Below are 24,103 nucleotides of genomic sequence, written 5' to 3'. Positions count from 1 at the left end.
ATGCCTATTTGTCTCAGAATTGTCAAAAACCCGCATCTATTTGACTCTTTCCACATTCAAATATAAACGTAGGGTTGTATAAAGATGCATTTGATAGACTTTTACCTGGAATTTTTCATTTTCAATCAAGAATGTCTTGTTTTCTAATGTTTTGATTACAAGATCAGAATGCTTGGAAACAGATTCAATATCATCTGTAAGCAAATCATGTAATTCTGATTTGACTGACCTCTCTAATTCGTGGAACATCAGTCCTTTGATTTTTACTTTTTCCCTGTTTAAGAAGGTCACATCAATTTCCTGCACTTTTAAATTCTTTTCGATCTCCTTATTTTTTTCATCGTAATCTTCCCTATAGTGTTGAAACTTGTTATTCAAATCCTCATATCTCTGATCCCTTTTTTTGATTTCCATGATGTAATGGTTCTGCAATCCTCCAAAACTTAATAAAAAGAAAAACCAACCGATTAAAGTGCCTATGATGATCCCCGCAAAAAAACGTTGATACCCCTTTCGTCGATGTAAAGGAGGTATCCTCATTATTCTGTCTCCTGAGTAATCCAATTGATGACAGATTCGCCAGTATTAGCTCCTATTAGCGCTGCAATAATATAGATACATTGATTGATTACCTCCAAAGTCGTTCCGTTGAACAATCCTCTCTCGAAATTATTGATTGTATCAAAAGTACCACCGATTGCTGCTACAATTGCCCATATCTTCAAGCTTCTAGATAACGCATTCATGGACTCGAATGGGGGTTTGCCCATCAGAGTCATGCCAATGGCGCCAATTACTGAACCACCAACTATAATGCCGAAAGCTACGAAAAAATTGATTATATTTGTAGCAACGAAATCGCGGACCATAAATCATTCCACCTTTTAATGGGATCACTCATAACTATAAATATGGACAGCCATCTTCAAGTATGCTTGATTTATTGTTGTCCTTGTCTTGTATATAATGGGGATAAGATGTTTAAAGAAGGGAGTGACAGCTGATGGGCTACGTCCATTTGAACGTACATAGCGAATTTTCTTTATTGGAGAGTGCGTGCCGTATCGAGCGTTTGACAGATAAGGCGAAAGAAGAAGGAATGCAGTCACTCGCAATCACCGACCGGAACGTCATGTATGGGATCATCCCTTTTTATAAATCATGTCAGGCCAAAGGGATTAAACCGATTCTCGGATTAGATATAGATATCCAATCTAAACAAGACACAGCCCCTGTGCGGTTGCTCTTATATGCAATGAACCATCAAGGCTACCAAAATCTGATTGAAATCAGTTCCAAACTCCAAGCGGATGAACGGAATTCGCAACATGCCTTGGATTTCAATGATTTACATAAGTATTGTGAAGGTTTGTTGGCTGTTTCTTCTGGAGTGGAAGGTATCATCCAAAGAACCTTGCTTAGTGGAAAAGATCAGCACAACAAGCTGATTGATTATATGAAAAATCTTTTCGAAGGTAACTTTTATCTTGGTCTTGAAGATCACGGACTTGGGAAGGAAAAGGAACTGAACCTTACGCTAGTCCAATTATCGAAGGAGACGGACGTCCCGCTCGTTGTAACGAACAACATCCATTACATAGATCAGAACGACTCAAAGGCTTATGAAGCGTTGCGCGCTATCAAGCTCGGTAAGAAGTTGAATGAAGAAGACGAAGGCCGGTTCCAGACGGATGAGCATTACTTCAAAACAGCTGGTGAAATGAAAGAGTTGTTCTCCCATACCCCTGAAGCGTTAGAAAATACGGGAAAAATCGCAGACAAATGTAATGTTGAGCTTACATTCGGGAACCCCATTCTACCCGCTTATCCACTACCGGAAGGCGAATCGAGCAAAACGTATTTGCATAAAGTTTGTCAAACTGGTGTTGAAAAAAGATACGGCCAAGCCCCTTCTCAAGAGGTACAGGAGCGTTTGGAGTATGAACTAGATATTATCGACCGTATGGGATTCAATGATTACTTTCTGATCGTTTGGGACTTTATGAAGCATGCGCAAGAAAACGGCATCATGACTGGCCCAGGGCGAGGATCCGCAGCTGGATCTCTTGTATCCTACGTCCTGTTCATCACACAGGTCGATCCGATTGAACATGAGCTCTTATTTGAGCGTTTCTTGAATCCAGAGCGTGTAACCATGCCCGATATCGATATCGATTTTCCGGATACGAAGCGTGACGATGTGATTGAATATGTTGCGCAGAAATATGGAAAAGATCGTGTCGCGCAGATCATTACGTTTGGTACACTCGCCGCGCGTGCGGCTGTGAGGGACGTGGGACGGGTGCTTAGCCTGGACAACCAGCTGGTCGACCGGGTGGCGAAACAAATTCCGTCTAGACCTGGAATCACGCTCGATAAAGCGCTGGAAGAATCCCCGCTTTTGAAAAAGACCCTTGATCAATCGGAGGACGCACAACATCTATGGAGGATTTCCAAAACGATCGAAGGCATTCCACGTCATGCTTCCACGCATGCGGCTGGAATCGTCATCAGTAAGGATCCGCTGACGAATGTTGTGCCGACCCAATCAGGCGGAGAATTTTTATCACTGACTCAATATACGATGGATGGACTAGAGGACATCGGTCTTTTGAAAATGGACTTCCTCGGTCTCCGAAATTTGACCTTGCTTGAGAACATTACGGCATCGATTGAAGCTCAGACTGGAAAGCAGATCCCGCTACATATGTTGCCATTTGACGATGGAAAAACGTACGAATTGCTCAGCGAAGGAGATACGACGGGGATTTTCCAGTTGGAGTCTGAAGGTATGCGACGCGTGTTGAAAAAACTGAAGCCAAGTGAATTCGAAGACATCGTCGCCGTTAATGCTCTTTACCGACCAGGTCCGATGGAAAACATACCTGTTTATATTGAAAGGAAGCATCAACAGAATACGGTTGCTTATCCGCATCCAGACTTGAAGCCGATTTTACAAAAAACATATGGCGTCATCGTTTACCAGGAGCAGATCATGCAGATCGCTTCGAAGATGGCAGGATTTTCGTTAGGGGAAGCGGATATGCTCAGAAGGGCTGTCGGGAAGAAGAAAGCGGAAGTTTTACATGAGCAGCGGGAACATTTCGTGAGTGGAGCCGTACAGAAAGGGTATGATACTGCTTCCGCAGATGAAGTATATGACTTGATCGTCCGCTTCGCCAATTACGGTTTTAACCGATCCCACGCTGTAGCCTATAGTGTAATCGCTTATCAGCTTGCCTATTTGAAAGCGAACTATCCACTTTATTTCCTGGCTGAATTACTGAGTAGCATTGTGGGGAATCATGGTAAGACAGCAGCCTACTTAGGTGAGATCCGTCAGAAAGGTATATTCATCCATCCCCCTTCCATCAACGATAGTGCCGCAGGGTTCACGGTTGAAGACGAAGGACTACGGATCGGCCTGATGGTCATCAAAAACGTTGGAATTCGTGCGATTGAAGCGATTTTGATAGAAAGGAAGAAAGGTCGCTTCAAGAACCTGTATGACTTATGCAGAAGAGTTTCCTTGAAAACGATGAACAAACGGTCATTGGAATCGCTGATCTTAGCAGGGTGCCTGGATGAATTTACAACCAATCGGGCACAGTTGCTTGCGAATCTTGACGCCGCAATCGATTATGGTGCAAAGATTCAAAAAGCAGAGGCGGAAGGACAGATTGATTTATTCCAAGATGAAGAGACAGTGGAGAGCCCAGTGATGGAAGATGTACCACCATTCCAGGATAAAGAGACGCTCCAATTCGAATATGAAGCCCTAGGTTTCTATCTGACTGGACACCCGCTTGAGCAATTCAGCGAGGCGCTACAAGGGTTCAGTTGCACTAGAATTGGAGAAATTGAAGGAGAAACGAAACGGATTCGTATCGGTGCGATGGTGACGAAAGCGAAGCTGATCAAAACAAAAAAAGGAGACTGGATGGCGTTTCTTCAATTGGGAGATGAAACTGGAGAATTGGAAGGTATCGTCTTTCCAAAAGCCTACAAACAACAACCAGAATTATATCAGGAAGGAAGTCTCCTATTATTAGAGGGCAATGTAGAAAAGTCTGACGATGTGAAGTTCATCGTAGAAAAAGCGGCCAGCCTACAGACAGTCACTAGTAACCAAAGCAATCAGAAACGGGATCTATATTTGAAGATTGAAGCTTCACAGCAAGATAAGGGTGTGCTGCATCAAATCAAGAACATCGTACTCGATTACCCAGGTACGACAGATGTCATCTTGTACTATGAACAGAGCAAAAAAATTGTCCGTCTATCCGAGGAATTCAGCATTGACCCCGTCAAAGAATGTGTTGTAAAGTTTGAATCGTTACTCGGCTCAAAAAATGTCGTGTTAAAATAAACCGCTAAATCTTTACAGGTGAATGAGGTTTGTTATAATGTATAAGTCAATAGGTGGTCAGACCACCTCGTTTGTCCATTTTGTACAAGCAGACTATTTCATTCACATATATAAAAGAATGAGGGAGATGAACGTATGTCTGTTTCTAGAGAAGAAGCACTACACATGCATAGGATCAATCAAGGAAAACTAGAATCGAAAGCGAAGGTTCCTGTACGGAATGCACAGGACTTAAGCTTGGCATATTCGCCAGGAGTCGCAGAACCTTGTAAGGAAATCTATGAAGATAAGAACAGAGTATACGAATATACGATGAAAGGGAATACAGTCGCAGTCGTATCTGATGGCACGGCTGTACTCGGGCTTGGAAATATCGGCCCAGAAGCTGCTTTACCTGTAATGGAAGGAAAAGCGGTCCTTTTCAAAAGCTTCGCAGGAGTCGATGCTTTTCCAATCTGCTTGAATACGACGGATGTTGATGAAATCGTCCAATCTGTCAAACTGATGGAACCGACTTTCGGCGGTGTGAATCTTGAAGATATCGCAGCACCGAACTGTTTCATCATTGAAGAACGCTTGAAGAAAGAGACAAACATCCCAATTTTCCATGATGACCAACACGGAACGGCGATCGTTACGGTCGCAGGACTAGTCAATGCGCTCAAGTTGACTGGAAAGTCTATGTCATCGATCAAAGTGGTCGTCAATGGAGCAGGTTCTGCTGGTATTGCCATCATCAAGCTATTGAACCGTTTCGGTGTGAAAGACATCATCATGTGTGACTCGAAAGGTGCCATTTATGAAGGTCGTCCTTACGGTATGAACCGTGTAAAAGAAGAAGTCTCACACTTCACGAACCGTCAACAAGTGGAAGGAAAGCTTGAAGAAGCGGTTAAAGGAATGGATGTCTTTATCGGAGTATCAGTTGAAGGTGCTCTCACTCAAGAGATGGTCCAAACGATGAATGATGACCCGATCATTTTCGCAATGGCCAATCCTGTGCCAGAAATCATGCCAGGAGAAGCGAAAGAAGCAGGTGCGAAAGTCATCGGTACGGGTCGTTCAGACTTTGCGAACCAGGTAAATAACGTCCTTGCGTTCCCTGGAATTTTCCGTGGTGCGCTCGATACACGTGCAACCCACATTAACGAAGAAATGAAGATTGCTGCGGTTTATGCGATTGCGGACTTGATCGACGAAGACGAGCTATCCGAAGATTATGTCATACCAGCTCCATTCGATCCTAGAGTAGCGCCAGCCGTTGCAGCTTCAGTAGCAAAGGCCGCGATGGAAACGGGTGTAGCAAGAATCAATGTGGATCCTGAGGAAATCGCAGAAAAAACGCGTCGACTTTCATTGATTGAAGAAGAATAAGCCTCTTAAAAGTAGGTGGCGTATGAAATGACAACTAAACCTCGCGAAAAAATGTTCGTGGAGATTTTAAATAAGCTAAAAGCCATCATTCAAAAAGACCGACTCCAGCCTGGAGATAAGCTCCCTTCTGAACGGGAGCTTTCCGAGCGTTTGAATGTTGGAAGGTCTTCTGTGCGTGAAGCGTTGAGGGCTATGGAACTGTTGGGTCTGATTGAAACACGCCGAGGCGAAGGCACATTCATCAAAGAAGCTCGTAATCATCGCCTAGTGGAAGTGCTCGCATCTTTTATCCTGAATGATGGACTGGTCAAGAAAGAGTTGACTGAAACGAGGCAGATGATTGAAAAGAACGCAGTCTTATTAGCTTCAGAACGCCGGACAGAAGCCCAAATGGATCGGCTGGAGGACTTTCTTTACCAAATGGAAAAGAACGACCAAACCGGCATTGATTCCGTAGTGGACCGGGATTTTTTCCGGATTGTCCTGGATGCAGCTCATAATTCCCTACTCAAACGTCTATGGGTGGAATTGACCGAATACGATCAATTCAATGAGGATGAAGTAACATATTTGTTATCAGACTATCGTCAAATCTTTACACTGATTAAAGAAAGAGCGTCAACAGAGACACTTTCATCTTTAAGTCGGTATCAGAATTCGTATCAATAGTCACTAGCGATTTATGGAGGTGCAACAACTTGTTAAAGGATTTGTTTGCCAAGAAAAGAAAATATGCAACGATACCTTCTGATCGGATGAAACAAGAGGTTCCAGAAGGGCTCATGACCAAGTGTCCTGAATGTAAATCGATCATGACCACAAAGGAACTCAATAAAGCACATAAAGTATGTGTTTCGTGCGATCATCATTTCAGAATGACAGCGCAAGAACGAATTCAACTCATCATCGATCAAGGTACGTTCCGTGAAATCAATCAAGATATGAAAACGGAAAACCCACTTGATTTTCCAGATTACCTAGATCGTATTGATAAGGACCGTGAAAAAACAGGAATGAATGAAGCGGTCATGACTGGTCACGGTGAAGTTGAAGGAAATCCGATCGTATTTGCTGTTATGGATGCACATTTCCGAATGGGAAGCATGGGATCGGTCGTAGGTGAAAAAATCACTCGAGCGATTGAAGCAGCAACGGAAGAAGGGAAGCCGTTCATTATCTTCACAGCGTCCGGCGGAGCTCGTATGCAGGAAGGTATTCTAAGCTTGATGCAGATGGCGAAAACAAGTGTTGCGCTCCGACGTCATCATGAGGCTGGTTTGTTGTTCATATCTGTCATGACTCATCCTACAACAGGTGGCGTATCAGCGAGCTTTGCATCTGTAGGTGACTACAATTTCGCAGAACCGAAAGCATTGATCGGATTTGCAGGTCGCCGTATCATCGAACAGACGATTCGCCAAGAACTACCAGAAGACTTCCAAACGGCGGAGTTCTTGCTGAAGCACGGACAACTGGATGCAGTGGTCCATCGTAAGAAAATGAAAGCTACATTAGCGAACGTATTGGATATTCATAAAGGAGGTGAAGCGTAATGGTAGGAGATTTAGAGTTTGAACGCCCGGCAAAAGAATTGAGAGATAAGATTGCTGAACTGAAGTCCTTCATGGATGAGAAAGGGATCGACCTGAGTGATGAAGTGGAACGTTTAGAAGAACGTTTGGCGAAGGTCGAAAAGGAAGTATACGGAAAGATGACCCCATGGGATCGTGTTCAAGTCGCACGTCATCCGGAAAGACCGACGACTCTAGATTACATTTCCATGCTCTTCACTGACTTTCTTGAGTTGCACGGTGACCGTCTATATGGTGATGATGAGGCGATTGTCGGAGGGATTGCAAAGTTCCACGGCAAACCCGTAACCGTAATCGGACACCAAAGAGGGAAGGATACGAAAGAAAACCTTCGAAGAAACTTCGGGATGCCACATCCGGAAGGGTATAGAAAAGCCTTACGCTTAATGAAGCAAGCAGAGAAATTCAACCGTCCTGTTGTTTGCTTGCTTGACACGAAAGGTGCTTACCCTGGAATGTCAGCTGAAGAGCGGGGACAAAGTGAAGCAATCGCTCGGAACCTAGTTGAAATGGCTGGATTGACGGTTCCTCTCGTATGCATCATCATCGGAGAAGGAGCGAGTGGTGGAGCACTTGCGATCGGTGTTGGAAACCATGTCCATATGCTTGAAAATTCATGGTACTCTGTCATCTCCCCTGAAGGAGCTGCTGCTTTATTGTGGAAAGATTCCGGTCAAGCAAAACGTGCAGCGGACACAATGAAAATCACTGCACCGGACCTGAACGAGATGGGTATCATCGACAAAATGATTCCAGAAGTTGAAGGCGGAGCCCACCGAGACGTGAAAAAACAGGCTGAATATATCGAGGAAGCTTTGCAAAAATCCCTTGATGAACTCTGTAAATTGAGTGAAGAAGAGCTTGTGGCACACCGTTATGAAAAATACAAAAAAATCGGACAATATACATTTGAAACCGATTCCATTGGCGTCAAATAAAGAAAGTGCTTTTCCAGAAGTGGAAAAGCACTTTTTCTGTGGAATGTTTGTCTATTGTGTTGTATTTTGGAACATGATATTTTAAGAACACAACTATCGTACGAGGTGAAAGAGATGAAGCGGATTGGTGTTTTGACAAGTGGTGGAGACAGTCCTGGTATGAACGCAGCAGTCAGGGCTGTGGTTCGTGAAGCCATTTACCAGGGTATGGAAGTGTATGGTATCTACCATGGATATACAGGTTTGATTGAAGGACAAATCAAAAAGATGGAGCTTGGTTCCGTCGGAGATATCATCCATCGTGGTGGAACGATGCTTTACTCTGCCCGCTGTGAGGAATTCAAAACCCATGAGGGACAGATGAAAGGTGTCAAACAGCTCGAGAAATTCGGCATTGAAGGATTGGTCGTCATCGGAGGCGATGGTTCTTATCGTGGAGCTCAGAAATTGACTGAGCACGGATTCCCGACGATTACATTGCCTGGAACAATCGATAACGATATTCCTGGTACGGATTTCACGATCGGTTTTGACACGGCATTGAACACGGCGATTGATGCGATTGATAAAATCCGTGATACCGCAACATCTCATGAACGCACGTATGTCATTGAGGTCATGGGACGTAATGCAGGTGATATCGCTCTATGGTCTGGTCTTGCTGGCGGAGCAGAATCGATTCTCATTCCGGAAGAAGACTTCAAGATGGAAGACATCACGGATCGTTTGCTTCGTGGACAAGAACGTGGTAAAAAACATAGTATCATCGTCGTTGCAGAAGGAGTTGGCAGCGGTGTTGATATCGCCAACCAGATTGAAGAAGCTACGGACTTCGAAACGCGAGTCACTGTTCTAGGTCATATCCAACGGGGAGGTTCCCCTACTGCATTTGACCGTGTATTGGCTAGCCGTCTCGGAGCGAAAGCGGTACAGTTGCTGTTAGCTGGAGATGCAGGAAAAGCTGTAGGTATTCAGAGTAACAAGCTTGTGGCACATGACATCAATGAAGTCCTGGCTCAACCACACAAGATCGACAACGACATGTATAAGCTGTCACAAGAGCTTTCTATTTAAAATGATATTGTTTTTTATTTTTAGCAAGCACATTTAACATGTATGAATTACAACAGGATGCCATGTCGTATTCATCGCAATTGTAGTACGGCATGGATTCATAATGTCCATAATTTTTAGGAAAGATAGATACATTGAGTTTATAGGAGGAAAACAATGAGAAATACCAAGATTGTTTGTACAATAGGACCTGCGAGTGAGAGTGTCGACACTCTGACGCAGTTGATTGAATCTGGCTTGAATGTCGCACGTTTGAACTTCTCTCACGGAGACTTCGACGAGCATGGAGCACGTATCGCGAATATCCGTGAAGCTGCTCAAAAAACAGGAAAGACTGTGGCAATCCTTTTGGATACGAAAGGTCCTGAAATCCGTACGGGTACATTGGAAAAAGGGGAAGTTGAACTCAAATCTGGACAAGAGCTTACTGTTTCCATGGAAGAAGTGATGGGGAACGAATCCATGATTTCCGTTACGTATCCTGGACTCGTGAATGACGTCCACGTCGGATCCACAATCCTTTTGGATGACGGACTGATTGAACTTGAAGTGACGAAGGTTGAATCAAATCAACTTCAAACTCGTGTGCTGAACAGTGGAACTTTGAAAAACAAAAAAGGAGTCAATGTGCCGAACGTATCTGTCAACTTACCAGGGATTACAGACAAAGACGCGCGTGACATCGAGTTTGGTATTCAGCAAGGTGTTGATTTCATTGCAGCCTCTTTCGTACGTAGAGCATCTGACGTTTTAGAAATCCGTGAGATCCTAGAGCGTCATAATGCTGAGCACATCCACATCATTCCGAAGATCGAAAACCAGGAAGGTGTCGACAACATCAATGAGATCCTTGAAGTTTCAGATGGACTGATGGTTGCACGTGGAGACCTCGGTGTGGAAATTCCTGCTGAAGAGGTTCCTCTTGTACAAAAAGAATTGATCCGCAAATGTAATGACAAAGGAAAGCCGGTTATCACTGCGACACAGATGTTGGACTCTATGCAACGCAACCCACGTCCTACACGTGCAGAAGCAAGTGATGTAGCCAACGCTATTTTTGACGGCACAGATGCCATCATGCTTTCAGGTGAAACAGCTGCTGGACTTTATCCTGTAGAAGCTGTGCAAACCATGCACAAAATTGCATTGAAAGCTGAAACGGCTATGAACCATGCGGATATCCTTCATGCACGCAGTAAGTCTAGTAAATTGACGGTTACAGATGCGATCAGCCAATCCGTTTCTCATACAGCTCATAACTTGAATATCTCGGCAATTATTGCACCGACGGAAAGTGGACATACCGCTCGCATGATTTCAAAATATCGTCCAGAAGCAGCAATCATTGCAGTAACAAGCTCTGAGGCTGTTTGCAGAAGAATGTCTCTTGTCTGGGGTGTCACGCCTCAATTGAGCCAGGAAGCGAAGTCTACGGATGAATTGCTCGACATCTCAGTTGACGCATCCTTGAAATCAGGTCTTGTGAACCACGGTGATCTCGTGTTGATTACAGCTGGTGTCCCTGTTGGGGAAACTGGAACGACGAACTTGATGAAAGTCCATGTCGTTGGCGATGTCATTGCGAAGGGCCAAGGAATCGGACAAAGCTCTGTTGCTGGTAAAGTCGTTGTTGCGAACAATGCGGAAGACGCGATTGCGAAAGTTAAAGAAGGAGACATCCTCGTTACAATCGGAACAGACCGTGATATGATGCCGGCATTGAAAAAAGCTTCTGCCATCATCACTGAGGAAGGCGGACTGACAAGCCATGCAGCTGTTGTAGGCTTAAGCCTTGGTGTACCAGTGATTGTCGGTGTTGAACGTGCGACACAACTTCTGAAAGATGGAGAAGACATTACAGTGGACGGCTCCCGCGGTGTCGTTTATAGTGGAAAGACAAGCGTATTGTAATTCGTAGATGTAAAGCTGGTCTGGAGGAACGAAGCTATGTTTCGTATTTTATTATTGCTACTCATCATCATACCTGCCGCAGAAATCGGGATTCTGATTTGGTCCGGATCGACGTTTGGTATTCCCGTTACGATTTTGTTGATTATCGCTACAGGGATCATCGGTGCATGGTTAGCAAGAAGAGAAGGTATGGAAACATTGAAACTTGCGCAGATCCAATTACGGAGTGCGCAAGTTCCGAGCGACGTCCTCTTAGATGGCGTATGCATTCTGGTCGGGGGAACATTGTTGCTTACACCAGGGTTCATCACCGATACAGTCGGTTTCCTGTTGTTGATTCCTTACACGCGTTCAATCTTTAAAATCGGAATGCGCCGTTTCATCCAAAAGAAAATCGACTCAGGACAATTTACATTTACAATCCGAAGATAAATAGGATGAAAGCTGGCCCGCCACCCATGATGCATGGGATGAACGGCCAGCTTTTTCTTTTGTGAAGAGTAGATATTGGGGACACAAATCTTTCTTTGTGTCCTCCATTTTGGGATTATAGAGATTTGGAGGACACTAAAAAGCTCTTAGTGTCCTCCATTTTGGGTTTATAGCAATTTGAAAGACAGTAAACGGCCCTTTGTGTCCTCCATTATGGAATTTCAGCGATTTGAAGGACAATAAACAACCCTATGAGTGCACGATCTCGTGACTTCATCGATCTCATGCACTCATAGATACCATACACAGTCCTCCATCTCACAAAGAACCCGAAATCAACAAAAAACAGGCAGCCGGCGCAAACCGGTCTGCCTGTTCTCACACAACTTACTATGCTGCTTTTTTCCCAGTGATGAATTTCCAAAGGTCACTGAATACGTGCGCTTGGCTCAACGCGCGGAACACGACCAGAGTGACCGGTCCGATGATCAGTCCAAGGAAGCCGAATAACTTGAACCCGACGAACAAAGAGATTAAGGTAGCTAATGGGTCAAGTCCAATGCTGCTGGACAAGATCTTCGGCTCCATCACCTGTCGTTGGATGATGACAACGCCATATAAGATCGAGAGACCGATGCTCAGTGTGTATTCCTCCATGATGAAGCTGTAGATGATCCAAGGGACAAATACCGCTCCTGTGCCCAAATATGGCAGGAGATCGACGAGTCCAGTCAAGATTGCGATCGTAATCGCGTAGTCAACCCTCAATATCAGTAAACCGACCAGCACAATGGCAGCTGTAATGGAGATGAGGGTCAATTGTGCTTTTACAAAACCGACAAGCGCTTTACGAAGTTCATTGTACACACTACGTCCGCTTTCAACCGTACGTTCAGGCGTGCGTTTCTCAATCCAGCCTTTGAAACGGTACCAATCCTTGCTGATGAAAAAAGTCGCTAATAAGGAAAAAATCATAACCGTGACAACATTAGGCAAGCTAAGTAGGAAGTTTTGCAAACCTCTCAACACGGACTGAACAAAATCTTTTACATTTTCCGTGATGTTCTGACCGACGGATTGGATGTTGCCGACGACCGTCTCCCTCTGGGAAGGATCGAGATTTTTGAACATCGCCAGAAGATCATAATAGACAGGTAGAATTTGTTGTGTAAAATAGGTCTGTGCATATTGAACGAGAATTTGAGTGTGTTGCGGTATGACTTCTGCAAGGTAGCCGAAGCCTGATATCATCTCACTGATGACAAGCGTCAAGAAACCAGCGACAATTCCGATCAGGAGGAATAAGACAATGGTTACCGCTAATCCTCTTGGCATTTTCGCTTTCCGTTCCAATAGGTTGACAAGCGGGTTGATGATCAACGCTAAAAAGAATGCAATGATGAATGGATAAGTGACTTTCGCTGCATAAATGAGTGCGAAGAATGATAAGACAACAATGGCTACGACTAGTAAAAATCGTAAAAAGCTATGTACGTAATGGAGATTCAATTGCAACCGATCCTTTCGAGAAGGGCAAGATACCCTTTGGAATAGTATTATTTTACATTTTCAGATAATAAGATTCAATGGAGATTTCGGCCGTTATTGTGCTATCAGTCTCGCCGAATCGAGCTTTTCCCAAACCAGGAACTGGAATGCACTACATTTTACATAAGAAAAATAGAAAGGAAGACAGAAAAGGATGTTGAACCAGGCCTCATTATTTTTACTCGTTCTACTTGCGATCGCTCTTTGGGCGAAGAACAAATCGTTATTGTTCGCAGTCATATTCCTGCTCGTGCTGAAGTGGACCGGACTTGGCGATAAAGTTTTTCCTTACATACAAAAGAAAGGCATCAACTGGGGCGTGACCATCATCACGATTGCCGTTCTGGTCCCGATTGCGACAGGGGACATCGGATTCAAACAGTTAGGAGAAGCGATGAAATCCTCCTACGCATGGGTCGCGCTCGGTTCTGGAATCGCGGTCGCGCTGATTGCAGCGAGCGGAATCGATTTGTTGAAAGAAGACCCTCATATTACCACTGCGTTGGTGTTCGGGACGATCCTCGCGGTCAGTTTATTCAACGGAATTGCGGTCGGCCCCTTGATTGGAGCAGGAATTGCGTATATGGTAATGAAGGTGGTGCATTTTATCACTTGATGGTTTTACTGTCGGATTTCGTTGATATATTAAGGTTTTTGAGCCTTAGGCGTTCACAAAGTTTCGAAAATTGTTTATAATTGTACTGTATGTGTTTTATCCTTCCTTAATAAATGTGTTTACAATTGTAAGCATTTTCTTTCTGATACTGAAGTGAGTGTCTGCTCGGCGTACTAAAAATGCGTCATTGAATGGGACAACACTTTAATGTATTTAGAGAACAGACAAAAAATCATTTTTTAAAGGAGAGAGAGCCATGACCGCAACGAGAGGTTTAGAAGGAATTGTAGCAACAACTTCATCGGTAAGCTCCATCATTGATGGTGTATTGACTTATCGAGGCTACAACATTGACGATCTTGCTGATTATGCAAGTTTTGAAGAGGTTGTATATTTATTATGGTATGGTAAGTTACCGAACCAAAAGGAACTAGATGGATTCAAGGCTGAATTGTCCAAGCACTATGCATTGCCTAAGCAAGTTCTGGACATGATCAAGAGCTTCCCGCTAGATAATATCCATCCGATGGCAGCTGTAAGAACAGCGGTTTCTTCACTAGGTTTATATGATGAAGAAGCGGATGATATGAATGAGGAAGCGAATTTCACAAAAGCGATCCGTCTTCAGGCAAAACTTGCGAGTATCGTTGCAGCGTTTTCACGCTTACGTGATGGCTTGGAAATCATCGAACCGAAGGAAGATCTCAGCTATGCTGCGAACTTCTTATACATGTTGAACGGTGAAGAGCCAGATGAAATTTCAGAGAAAGCTTTCAACAAAGCATTGGTGCTTCACGCAGACCATGAATTGAATGCGTCTACTTTCACAGCTCGTGTATGTGTTGCGACGCTTTCTGACGTGTACTCTGGTGTAACAGCAGCAATCGGAGCATTGAAAGGACCACTTCACGGTGGTGCAAATGAACGTGTTATGAGTATGCTCTCTGAAATCGGAGATCCAGAAAATGTAGAAGAATACTTAAAAGGTGCTCTTGAGCGCAAAGAGAAGATCATGGGCTTCGGACACCGTGTGTATAAAGATGGAGACCCACGTGCAAAACACCTTCGTGAAATGTCCAAGCAGTTGACGCACACGACAGGTGAAACGAAGTGGTACGAAATGTCCGTTAAGTTGGATGAGTTGATGACGAATGAAAAAGGTCTATTGCCGAACGTCGACTTCTATTCTGCTTCGGTCTACCACAGCTTAGGGTTGAAGCATGACTTGTTCACACCAATTTTTGCGATGAGCCGTGTATCCGGTTGGTTGGCACACATTCTCGAACAATATGACAACAACCGTCTGATTCGTCCACGTGCAGAGTACATTGGACCGGACATGCAAAAATATGTAGCGATTGAAAACCGCTAACATTGAATCACAAAGCGAATAGGAAGTGTTGGAAAGGTCTTGTATGAACGTGCAAGACTTTCCAAATGCACTTTCATGGGTTAACCATGTCTTTTTTGATACGATAAAAACGAAAAACATTTCGATCAGGAGGTAATGAACTTGGCAAACGGAGAACGTATTACAGTAGATAACGGTAATTTGAATGTACCTAACAATCCGATCATCCCATTCATCGAAGGAGACGGAATCGGACCAGATATCTGGGCAGCAGCGTCTAAAGTATTGGAAGCAGCTGTAGAAAAAGCGTACAACGGTGAAAAGGGTATTGTGTGGAAAGAAGTCCTTGCTGGTCAAAAAGCGTACGACAAAACAGGAGAATGGCTACCTGCTGAAACGCTAGATGTCATTCGTGAGTACATACTAGCGATCAAAGGGCCATTGACGACTCCAGTAGGTGGAGGAATCCGTTCCTTGAACGTTGCATTGCGTCAAGAATTGGATCTATTCACTTGCTTGCGTCCAGTGCGCTACTTCACTGGTGTTCCTTCTCCACTTAAAAAGCCGGAAGACACGGACATGGTCATCTTCCGTGAGAACACTGAAGACATCTACGCTGGAATCGAGTATGCAAAAGGTTCTGACGAAGTGAAGAAAGTCATCCAATTCCTTCAAGAGGAAATGGGCGCAAACAAAATCCGTTTCCCTGAAACTTCTGGAATCGGAATCAAGCCAGTTTCTGAAGAAGGTACGAAGCGTCTTGTACGTGCTGCAATCGAGTATGCACTTACTGAAGGTCGAAAGAGCGTAACGCTTGTCCACAAAGGAAACATCATGAAGTTCACTGAAGGTGCTTTCAAGAACTGGGGTTACGAAGTTGCTGAAGAGGAATACGGCGACAAAGTATTCACTTGGGCAGAATATGACCGCATCGTTGAGAAAGACGGTAAAGATGCAGCAAACAAAGCTCAAGCAGATGCTGAAGCTGAAGGTAAAATCATCATTAAAGATTCCATCGCGGACATCTTCCTTCAACAAATCCTTACACGTCCAGCAGAGTTCGATGTTGTTGCAACAATGAACTTGAACGGTGACTACGTATCTGATGCACTTGCTGCACAGGTTGGTGGAATCGGAATCGCTCCTGGAGCGAACATCAACTATGAAACGGGTCACGCGATCTTTGAAGCGACACACGGAACAGCTCCTAAGTATGCTGGTCTTGACAAAGTGAACCCTTCATCTGTCATCCTTTCAGGCGTATTGATGCTTGAGCATATTGGTTGGACAGAGGCTGCTCAACTTGTAACGAAAGCAATGGAGAAAACAATTGCTAGCAAGGTTGTAACATATGACTTCGCTCGTCTGATGGACGGTGCTACAGTAGTGAAATGTTCTGAGTTCGGTGACGAATTAATTAAAAATATGGGCTAAGGAGGAATCATACATGGCAAACAGGCGTAATAAGATTTCCGTAATCGGTGCTGGTTTCACTGGTGCTACGACAGCTTTCATTGCAGGTCAAAAGGAACTTGGTGATGTCGTGTTAGTGGATATCCCGGACATGGAAGATCCGACGAAGGGGAAAGCTCTTGATATGCTGGAAGCGAGTCCTGTACAAGGGTTTGACTCCAACATCATCGGTACTTCCAATTACGAAGATACAGCAAACTCCGATATTGTCGTGATTACTGCTGGTATCGCTCGTAAGCCTGGTATGAGCCGTGATGACCTCGTTAACACCAATGCAAAAATCATGAAGAATGTCACGAAAGAAATCGTGAAGCATTCTCCGGACTGCACGATTATCGTATTGACCAACCCGGTTGATGCGATGACGTACACCGTAATGCAAGAATCTGGTTTCCCGAAAAACCGTGTAATCGGTCAATCAGGAATCCTGGATACTGCTCGTTTCTGTACGTTTGTTGCACAAGAATTGAACCTTTCTGTCAAAGATATCAGAGGATTCGTTCTTGGTGGACATGGAGACGATATGGTACCGTTGATCCGTTACTCCAACGCTGGAGGCATCCCGCTCGACAAGCTCATCAGCAAAGAGCGTCTTGACGCGATTGTCGAACGTACGCGAAAAGGTGGCGGAGAAATTGTTGGTCTACTAGGGAATGGTAGTGCTTATTATGCACCAGCTGCTTCACTCGTTGAGATGGTTGAAGCGATTCTCAAAGACCAGCGACGCGTCCTTCCATCGATCGCTTATCTGGAAGGTGAGTACGGATACAATGGAATCTGTCTAGGTGTTCCGACGATCCTCGGCGGAAACGGCCTAGAAGAAATCATCGAACTTGAGTTGACGGATGATGAAAAGGCTCAACTAGACAAGTCTGCAGAGTCCGTGCGCAATGTCATGAATGTTTTAGCTTAAAATTGGAACAATGAAAAGGAGGAATTCGGGAATATTTCTCGAATTCTTTCTTATATACATGGATATTTTATAACTTTTCATCAGGGATGATTATCCTACCTGGTTGAAAAGTTTACGAATCCAGTATAAGTGCAACTAAGGCTCGGCCTGCACTTCGCTTGGCTTCGCTAAGTTTTCTTTATACGTGAATGTCAGAATGTTTCTACTCATCTGGCATTTTCTTTTCAGAGATTTGTAACCGCTTACTTCTAGAGGAGGGAACTGACATGTTACTAGGGAAAAAACGAAAGCTTGGAAGAAAGATCGATGAAATCAATGTTGGGGAAAAACTCGAAATCACAGAAACGATCGAGGACAAGGATCTTCTCTTATATCTTGGTTTGACGGATGACAACAATCCTTTATATATCCAACATGACTATGCTTCACTGACACCATTCAAAAAACCGGTGGTGCCACAGATCATGTTGACAGGAATTGTAACTTCAGCAGTAAGTAAGTATTTGCCCGGACCAGGAAGCTCAATTTTGAAACAGACTTTGTCTTTTCCAAAGCCGGTCTATCATTATGCAACAATTACATTGAACTTTGAAGTAACCAACGTCGATTCAGAGAACCACATGGTTACAGTCGGCATCAAAGGTTATGACGAAGAAAACGATACGATCCTGGAAGGCGAAATGGACGTGTGCCCGCCTTATGCACCAAGATCCATCACCGCAAGAACTTTTGATAATTTTTAATTTAATGTAAAGATTATGTAACAAAAGAGACGTTTCCGTCTTTTTTGTTTTTTTTTTAATCCGGTTATGTGAAAATAAAAGCGAATAATAGTTCCTACACGGGGTGAAACAGCGATGAAAGATAAAAAGATCTTAGTAATCGAAGACGAAGAATCAATTAACACACTATTACAGTTCAACCTGGAACAAGCTGGATTCAATGTGCTGACAGCCATGGATGGCGCATCCGGATTAAAACTCGCACAAGAAGAAAATCCAGATTTGATCGTACTTGACCTGATGCTTCCGGAAATGGACGGATTGGATGTATGTAAAAACCTCCGCCAATCTCAGCACTTGATCCCGATCTTGATGCTCACAGCTAAAGATGATGAATTCGATAAAGTGTTAGGACTTGAGCTTGGTGCGGATGACTATATGACGAAGCCATTCAGTCCAAGGGAAGTGGTTGCTCGTGTGAAAGCGATCTTGAGAAGAAGCGAGTATAATGCTTCAACCGCTCAAACTCAATCGGATCTAGAAGCAATGGTCGTAGGTGATTTGAAAGTCTATCCTGAAAACTATGAAGCTTTCTTCGAAGGTGAAGCTCTTGATCTCACCCCTAAGGAATTCGAATTGCTCGTCTATCTCGTTAAAAACAAGGGACGCGTCTTATCCCGTGAACAACTGCTCAATGCAATCTGGGATTACGATTTTGTCGGGGATACCCGTATCGTAGATGTGCATATCAGCCACTTACGTGAAAAGATTGAACAGAATACCAGGAAGCCAATCTACATCAAAACGATCCGTGGATTAGGATATAAACTGGACGGACCTCAGTAAAATGGAAAACTTCCGTGGAAGAATCTTGAATTCTTTCGTCATCTTTACGAGCGGTATCTTCCTTTTGCTTGGGATTGCCATTGCGAACCTTTCAATCGGCAACATGGAACGTAAAATGTTCAACTCCTATTCAAAGCAGCTGGACTTGGTATCCTACGCAATTCTGTCTGATGAAAGAAATCTGGAACCGATTCTTGAAAATTACAACACAAGTATAGATGGCAACCTCAGCTATGTTACAGCAGGTGGGAAGATTACTGCCACCACTTTACAGGACCCACCTGAAAGAATGCTGCAGAGCTTACGACATAGAACGGAGAACACGCAGCGCATCAACCGGGATGATCAGGTCAATTTCGTCAAGCCGATGACGTTGGACAACCGTTCGACGGACTACCTCGTCATAACCTTGGATAAAAGAGACTATGAAAACGAATTGCAGAGTGCCTGGTTTCCGATTTTGATTGCCATCTTGCTTAGCTTCCTGCTGCTGATCTACGTTACATTCCGTCTGACTGGTAAACTTGCGAAGCCAGTAGATGATGCGATGAGAGTAGCCAAAGAGCTTGCACAGGGAAATTTCAATGCTCGAAGTCACGAATATCAGTTGAGGGAAACGGGTGAACTGAACCACTCCTTGAATGTGCTCGCCCGAAACCTCGAACAGATCACAGAGCTTCGTGAAGCGGAGCAAGAACGGATGAAAACCGTCATCAACAACATGGATAGTGGATTGCTGTTGATTGATTCATTAGGCTATGTCAATCTAGTGAACCGCACCTATTGTTCGATTTTTGATGTAGAGAAGGAAGTTCCGAAAGAGACATTGTACTATGACATCATGCCGAACCAGGATGTCATCGACCTTGTCGAAGAGACGTTCCTTACAGAAGCCACGGTACGAAAACAAGTATCCATTCCGATCGGCATCGAGCGGAAACATTTCCACATCACATGTGTTCCGATTCTTGGGTTCCAGGATAAGATCAAAGGCATTGTGCTCGTGTTCCATGACATTACTGAGCTGAAACATCTGGAGCAGATGAGGAAAGACTTTGTTGCGAACGTCTCGCATGAACTTCGCACACCCGTTACATCGTTAAAAGGGTTCGCAGAAACGCTGTTGGACGGTGCAATGGAAAATGTTGAACTACGGCACAAATTCCTGACGATCATCTGGAAAGAAAGCGATCGTCTTCAAAATTTGATCCAGGATTTGCTTGATTTTACGAAAATGGAACAATCCAACTTCAAGTTACATTGGCAAAATGTCGATCTGGCAGTCATCGTCGATGATGTGACTACGTTGCTCGAATCTCGCTCCAATGAAAAAGAAATCGATATGAATGTCGAGATTTCAGGAGACCTCCAAATGGAGGGGGATGCAGCAAGGTTGAAACAGATTCTGATCAATCTGATCAACAACGCTCTATCCTACACGCCGAATGGCGGTAAAGTGTGGATTACCGGCCGTGATGCAGGGGATGAAGTCGAGCTTGAAGTACGCGATACCGGAATCGGGATCAGTGAGGAAGAGGTTCCGAGGATCTTTGAACGTTTCTATCGAGTCGACAAGGCGAGAAGCCGGAACTCCGGTGGAACCGGACTAGGCTTGGCGATCGTCAAGCATCTTGTTGAAGCACATAAAGGGACGATCCAGGTGACAAGTAAGAAGAACGAAGGAACGACCTTCAAACTGAGCTTTTCCAAAGAGAAGACGACATGAATTTACGATATTTTTACATGAATGACACGGGGTCTTCACAAAAGGATGCTACGTTTGTATTGTAAAATCCTTTTCAAAGGATCCCCTAATTATGGGACGAGAGCACACACCGCTCTCGTCATTTTTTTGCGTTTATTTAACCGAATTCCACTATAGATGAGATTGGGTGCATTTTTTAGCCAATCTCACTCATATTTAAGTTTTTTAGTATGATTTTATTTGCTTTATGAAAAATACAGGACTGATGAGGGCATTTTGGGAGTGTTTTTATAGTGAAAGTATCCAATTTGGTGGTCGGTCTTGGAAAAACTGTGCTTAGTTTTACAAAATTAGTGTGATGTTTTACAAAAATTGCCCCTCGTTTTAGAAAAAAAGCAAACCGTTTTGCAAAAACCAGCATATGTTTTGTTATTCGAGTCTTTCTTACTACGCCCCACTATCACATCTGAAGCTCCTCAGCGAGAAGTTCAACGCACTGTTGTGCATTTTTCCCTTCTAAATGTAAACATGATAAAATGTAGCTAGTGTTTAACGAGGAGGAAATGGAATGGGCAAAAAGAAACTCGTTTTAATTGATGGAAATAGTATTGCATATCGCGCGTTCTTCGCATTACCGCTCTTGAACAATGACAAAGGTGTGTACACGAACGCGGTGTACGGATTCACGACCATGTTGTTGAAAGTACTTGAAGACGAAGCGCCGAGCCACATCTTGGTCGCTTTTGACGCTGGTAAAACGACATTCCGCCATAAAACGTACGGAGAATATAAAGGCGGACGCCAAAAGACACCACCCGAGCTTTCGGAACAGTTCCCGCTGATTCGCGAGCTGCTCGATGCGTTTGAAATCAAGCGCTATCAACTAGAAAATTATGAAGCGGATGACATTATCGGGACGTTGTCCAAGCATACGGACTCCAAGGAATGGGAAGTCAAAGTCATCACGGGTGACAAGGACCTTTTACAACTGGTAGATGATCATGTAAAAGTCGCCCTCACGAGAAAAGGAATCTCTGATGTTGATACATATGACCTCGATCTTGTGGAAGAGCGCTACGGATTGAAGCCTGAACAGATCATCGATATGAAAGGACTCATGGGGGATAGCTCGGACAACATCCCAGGCGTACCTGGAGTCGGTGAGAAAACAGCGATCAAGCTTCTAAAAGAATTTGGAACGGTCGAGAATGTGCTCGAATCCATCGACCAAGTGTCCGGTAAAAAGTTAAAAGAGAAGCTTGAGGAACATAAAGACCAGGCAGAAATGAGCAAGCAGCTAGCGACAATTGAAGTGGATGCGCCGATTGACGTGGAACTGGACAAGTGCGGATACAAAAACGAAGTGTCAGCAAAGGTGATCGAGTTATTTAAAGAACTTGGATTTAACTCCTTGCTGGAACGGGTAGACAGTGAAGCGGCTGAAGAAGCGGATACGCCGACCGAAGACATCGACTATGAAATCCTCGAGGAAGTAAAGGATGCAGACTTCGGCTCTGAAGCTGCTGTCGTCGTCGAATGTCTCGAGGAAAACTATCATAACGGAGACATCCTCGGGGTAGGTATCGTTTCTGAAAAAGGGAAGTATTTCATTCCGACTGAAGTGGCTCTTGAGTCTGAAGCCCTTAAGGAGTGGCTTGAAGATGAATCGGTCGTCAAATATCTACCAGATGCGAAACAAGCGACAGTATCCCTTGCGTGGAAAGGCACCAAGCTGAACGGTGTGAAATTCGATGCACTCATCGCAAGTTACTTGTTGAATCCATCTGATTCGTCTCACGATATCGCCTCTATTGCCAACCGCTTGGGAGTGAAGGGGGTTTCCAGCAATGAGACGGTCTATGGAAAAGGTGCGAAACAAAAGGTACCTGAACAGGATGCGTTGAGCGAGCACATCGTACGCAAAGCCCACGTTTTACGTGAGATTGTGCCGCAGTTACAAGAGAGCTTGAAAAAAAATGAGCTAGAGACACTTTTCTATGACCTTGAGATGCCGCTTTCCATCGTATTGGGTGAGATGGAGGAGCAAGGTGTACAAGTGGATGTCGATCGCCTCGAAAAGATGGGCAAAGACCTGAACGAACAGCTCAAAGACATTGAGAGTAAAATTTATAAACTCGCTGGAACTGAATTCAACATCAACTCTCCGAAACAATTGGGAGAAGTGTTGTTCGAGAAATTGCAGCTACCTGTAGTCAAGAAAACGAAAACCGGCTACTCCACCTCAGCTGATGTTTTGGAGAAGCTGAAGGACAAGCACGAAATCATCGAGGAAATCCTCTACTACCGTCAGTTAGGAAAATTGAACTCAACATATGTTGAAGGCTTATTGAAGGTCGTCCGTCGTGATACGGAAAAGATCCATACTCGATTCAATCAAGCGCTAGCCCAAACTGGCCGTTTGAGTTCGATCGATCCGAACCTGCAGAACATTCCGATCCGATTGGAAGCAGGACGTAAGATCCGTCAAGCGTTCATCCCGTCTGAAAAGGATTGGGTCATTTTCGCAGCAGATTATTCTCAAATCGAGCTGAGAGTGCTCGCCCATATCGCACAGGACGAGAAAATGATGGAAGCGTTCAACAATGAAGAAGATGTCCATACGAAAACAGCAATGGATGTTTTCCATGTCGATAAGGATGAAGTGACGTCCGATATGCGTAGACAGGCGAAAGCAGTCAATTTCGGAATCGTATACGGAATTAGTGATTATGGTCTGTCGCAAAGTCTCGGGATCACACGTAAAGAAGCAGGAGAGTTCATTGAGCGTTACTTGGAGAGCTTCCCTGGTGTCAAGCAGTACATGGACGATATCGTACAGCAAGCGAAACGGGAAGGGTACGTCACGACGATGTTGAACCGACGTCGATACCTGCCTGAGATTACGAGCCGTAACTTCAACCTGAGAAGTTTTGCTGAACGAACCGCCATGAACACACCGATCCAAGGGTCGGCTGCCGATATCATCAAAAAAGCGATGGTCGAGATGGCGAAGCGTCTGGAAAAAGAGAAACTACAAACGAGAATGCTGCTTCAAGTACACGATGAATTGATCTTTGAAGCACCAAAAGATGAAATCGAAAAGCTGGAAAAAATCGTCCCAGACGTCATGGAGCACGCCATTCAATTGGATGTTCCATTGAAAGTCGATTACTCATACGGAGACACCTGGTACGATTCCAAATAAAGTTGGATAGCTGTTGTTGGATGAAGGAGAATCA

At 44.2% G+C, this 24,103-nt stretch carries 19 protein-coding genes; 16 read left to right on the top strand and 3 right to left on the bottom strand.

Going from position 1 to position 24,103, the window contains the following annotated elements:
- Positions 1-36: 36 nt before the first annotated feature.
- The gene (gene ytrI / locus ACSVDE_RS11375; RefSeq protein WP_439301004.1) at positions 37-540 is read right to left on the bottom strand and encodes a sporulation membrane protein YtrI; all 504 of its coding nucleotides are present in this window, start codon (positions 538-540) and stop codon (positions 37-39) included.
- Positions 540-869, bottom strand: coding sequence for a YtrH family sporulation protein (locus ACSVDE_RS11370; protein ID WP_439301003.1), 330 nt, complete (start codon positions 867-869; stop codon positions 540-542). The genes ytrI and ACSVDE_RS11370 overlap by 1 nt, the downstream gene beginning before the upstream one ends.
- Before the next feature lie 134 nt (positions 870-1,003).
- On the opposite strand from ACSVDE_RS11370, the gene ACSVDE_RS11365 reads away from it, so the two are divergent.
- From ACSVDE_RS11365 to ACSVDE_RS11330, 8 genes are all read left to right on the top strand, one after another.
- A complete protein-coding gene (locus ACSVDE_RS11365) occupies positions 1,004-4,369 on the top strand; it encodes a DNA polymerase III subunit alpha (RefSeq protein ID WP_439301002.1) in 3,366 nt (1,121 codons plus the stop codon).
- A gap of 135 nt (positions 4,370-4,504) precedes the next feature.
- Positions 4,505-5,743 carry an NAD(P)-dependent malic enzyme gene (locus tag ACSVDE_RS11360; protein WP_439301001.1) on the top strand — a complete coding sequence of 413 codons (1,239 nt, stop codon included), beginning with the start codon at positions 4,505-4,507 and terminating at the stop codon, positions 5,741-5,743.
- A gap of 27 nt (positions 5,744-5,770) precedes the next feature.
- The gene (locus ACSVDE_RS11355; RefSeq protein ID WP_439301000.1) at positions 5,771-6,412 is read left to right on the top strand and encodes a FadR/GntR family transcriptional regulator; all 642 of its coding nucleotides are present in this window, start codon (positions 5,771-5,773) and stop codon (positions 6,410-6,412) included.
- A gap of 29 nt (positions 6,413-6,441) precedes the next feature.
- A complete protein-coding gene (accD, locus tag ACSVDE_RS11350) occupies positions 6,442-7,296 on the top strand; it encodes an acetyl-CoA carboxylase, carboxyltransferase subunit beta (protein ID WP_439300999.1) in 855 nt (284 codons plus the stop codon).
- On the top strand, positions 7,296-8,273 hold the full coding sequence (accA, locus tag ACSVDE_RS11345) for an acetyl-CoA carboxylase carboxyl transferase subunit alpha (protein ID WP_439300998.1): 978 nt from the start codon (positions 7,296-7,298) through the stop codon (positions 8,271-8,273). Before accD ends, accA begins: the two co-directional genes overlap by 1 nt.
- Positions 8,274-8,387: 114 nt before the next feature.
- Entirely contained in the window at positions 8,388-9,347 is a 960-nt protein-coding gene (gene pfkA, locus ACSVDE_RS11340; protein ID WP_439300997.1) for a 6-phosphofructokinase, read from the top strand.
- Positions 9,348-9,503: 156 nt separating this feature from the next.
- On the top strand, positions 9,504-11,258 hold the full coding sequence (gene pyk, locus ACSVDE_RS11335; RefSeq protein ID WP_439300996.1) for a pyruvate kinase: 1,755 nt from the start codon (positions 9,504-9,506) through the stop codon (positions 11,256-11,258).
- A gap of 36 nt (positions 11,259-11,294) precedes the next feature.
- Positions 11,295-11,690, top strand: a complete 396-nt coding sequence (locus ACSVDE_RS11330; protein ID WP_439300995.1) for an FxsA family protein — start codon at positions 11,295-11,297, stop codon at positions 11,688-11,690.
- Between the two features lie 390 nt (positions 11,691-12,080).
- Here the strand turns inward: ACSVDE_RS11330 and ytvI are convergent, their stop codons facing one another.
- Positions 12,081-13,199 (bottom strand): sporulation integral membrane protein YtvI, encoded by a 1,119-nt coding sequence (gene ytvI, locus ACSVDE_RS11325; protein ID WP_439300994.1) that lies wholly within the window; start codon positions 13,197-13,199, stop codon positions 12,081-12,083.
- Positions 13,200-13,392: 193 nt separating this feature from the next.
- Between ytvI and ACSVDE_RS11320 the strand changes: the two genes are divergently transcribed.
- From ACSVDE_RS11320 to polA, 8 genes are all read left to right on the top strand, one after another.
- Positions 13,393-13,854 carry a DUF441 domain-containing protein gene (locus ACSVDE_RS11320; protein WP_439300993.1) on the top strand — a complete coding sequence of 154 codons (462 nt, stop codon included), beginning with the start codon at positions 13,393-13,395 and terminating at the stop codon, positions 13,852-13,854.
- 256 nt (positions 13,855-14,110) lie between these two features.
- A complete protein-coding gene (citZ, locus tag ACSVDE_RS11315; RefSeq protein WP_439300992.1) occupies positions 14,111-15,226 on the top strand; it encodes a citrate synthase in 1,116 nt (371 codons plus the stop codon).
- Positions 15,227-15,361: 135 nt separating this feature from the next.
- Complete coding sequence (gene icd, locus ACSVDE_RS11310; protein WP_439300991.1) at positions 15,362-16,639, top strand: NADP-dependent isocitrate dehydrogenase; 1,278 nt, start codon at positions 15,362-15,364, stop codon at positions 16,637-16,639.
- 13 nt (positions 16,640-16,652) lie between these two features.
- A complete protein-coding gene (gene mdh / locus ACSVDE_RS11305) occupies positions 16,653-17,591 on the top strand; it encodes a malate dehydrogenase (protein WP_439300990.1) in 939 nt (312 codons plus the stop codon).
- Between the two features lie 266 nt (positions 17,592-17,857).
- Positions 17,858-18,334: a MaoC/PaaZ C-terminal domain-containing protein gene (locus ACSVDE_RS11300; RefSeq protein ID WP_439300989.1), complete on the top strand. Its 477-nt coding sequence runs from the start codon at positions 17,858-17,860 to the stop codon at positions 18,332-18,334.
- A 114-nt stretch (positions 18,335-18,448) separates the two neighbouring features.
- Positions 18,449-19,159, top strand: a complete 711-nt coding sequence (locus ACSVDE_RS11295) for a response regulator transcription factor (protein ID WP_439300988.1) — start codon at positions 18,449-18,451, stop codon at positions 19,157-19,159.
- Between the two features lies 1 nt (position 19,160).
- Entirely contained in the window at positions 19,161-20,885 is a 1,725-nt protein-coding gene (pnpS, locus tag ACSVDE_RS11290; protein WP_439300987.1) for a two-component system histidine kinase PnpS, read from the top strand.
- 547 nt (positions 20,886-21,432) lie between these two features.
- Positions 21,433-24,069 (top strand): DNA polymerase I, encoded by a 2,637-nt coding sequence (gene polA, locus ACSVDE_RS11285; RefSeq protein ID WP_439300986.1) that lies wholly within the window; start codon positions 21,433-21,435, stop codon positions 24,067-24,069.
- The last annotated feature ends 34 nt before the right edge of the window (positions 24,070-24,103 follow it).

Source organism: Pseudalkalibacillus sp. Hm43 (assembly GCF_051842935.1).
Taxonomy (GTDB): Bacteria; Bacillota; Bacilli; order Bacillales; family Fictibacillaceae; genus Pseudalkalibacillus.
This window is presented reverse-complemented; position numbering and strand designations above follow the sequence as displayed.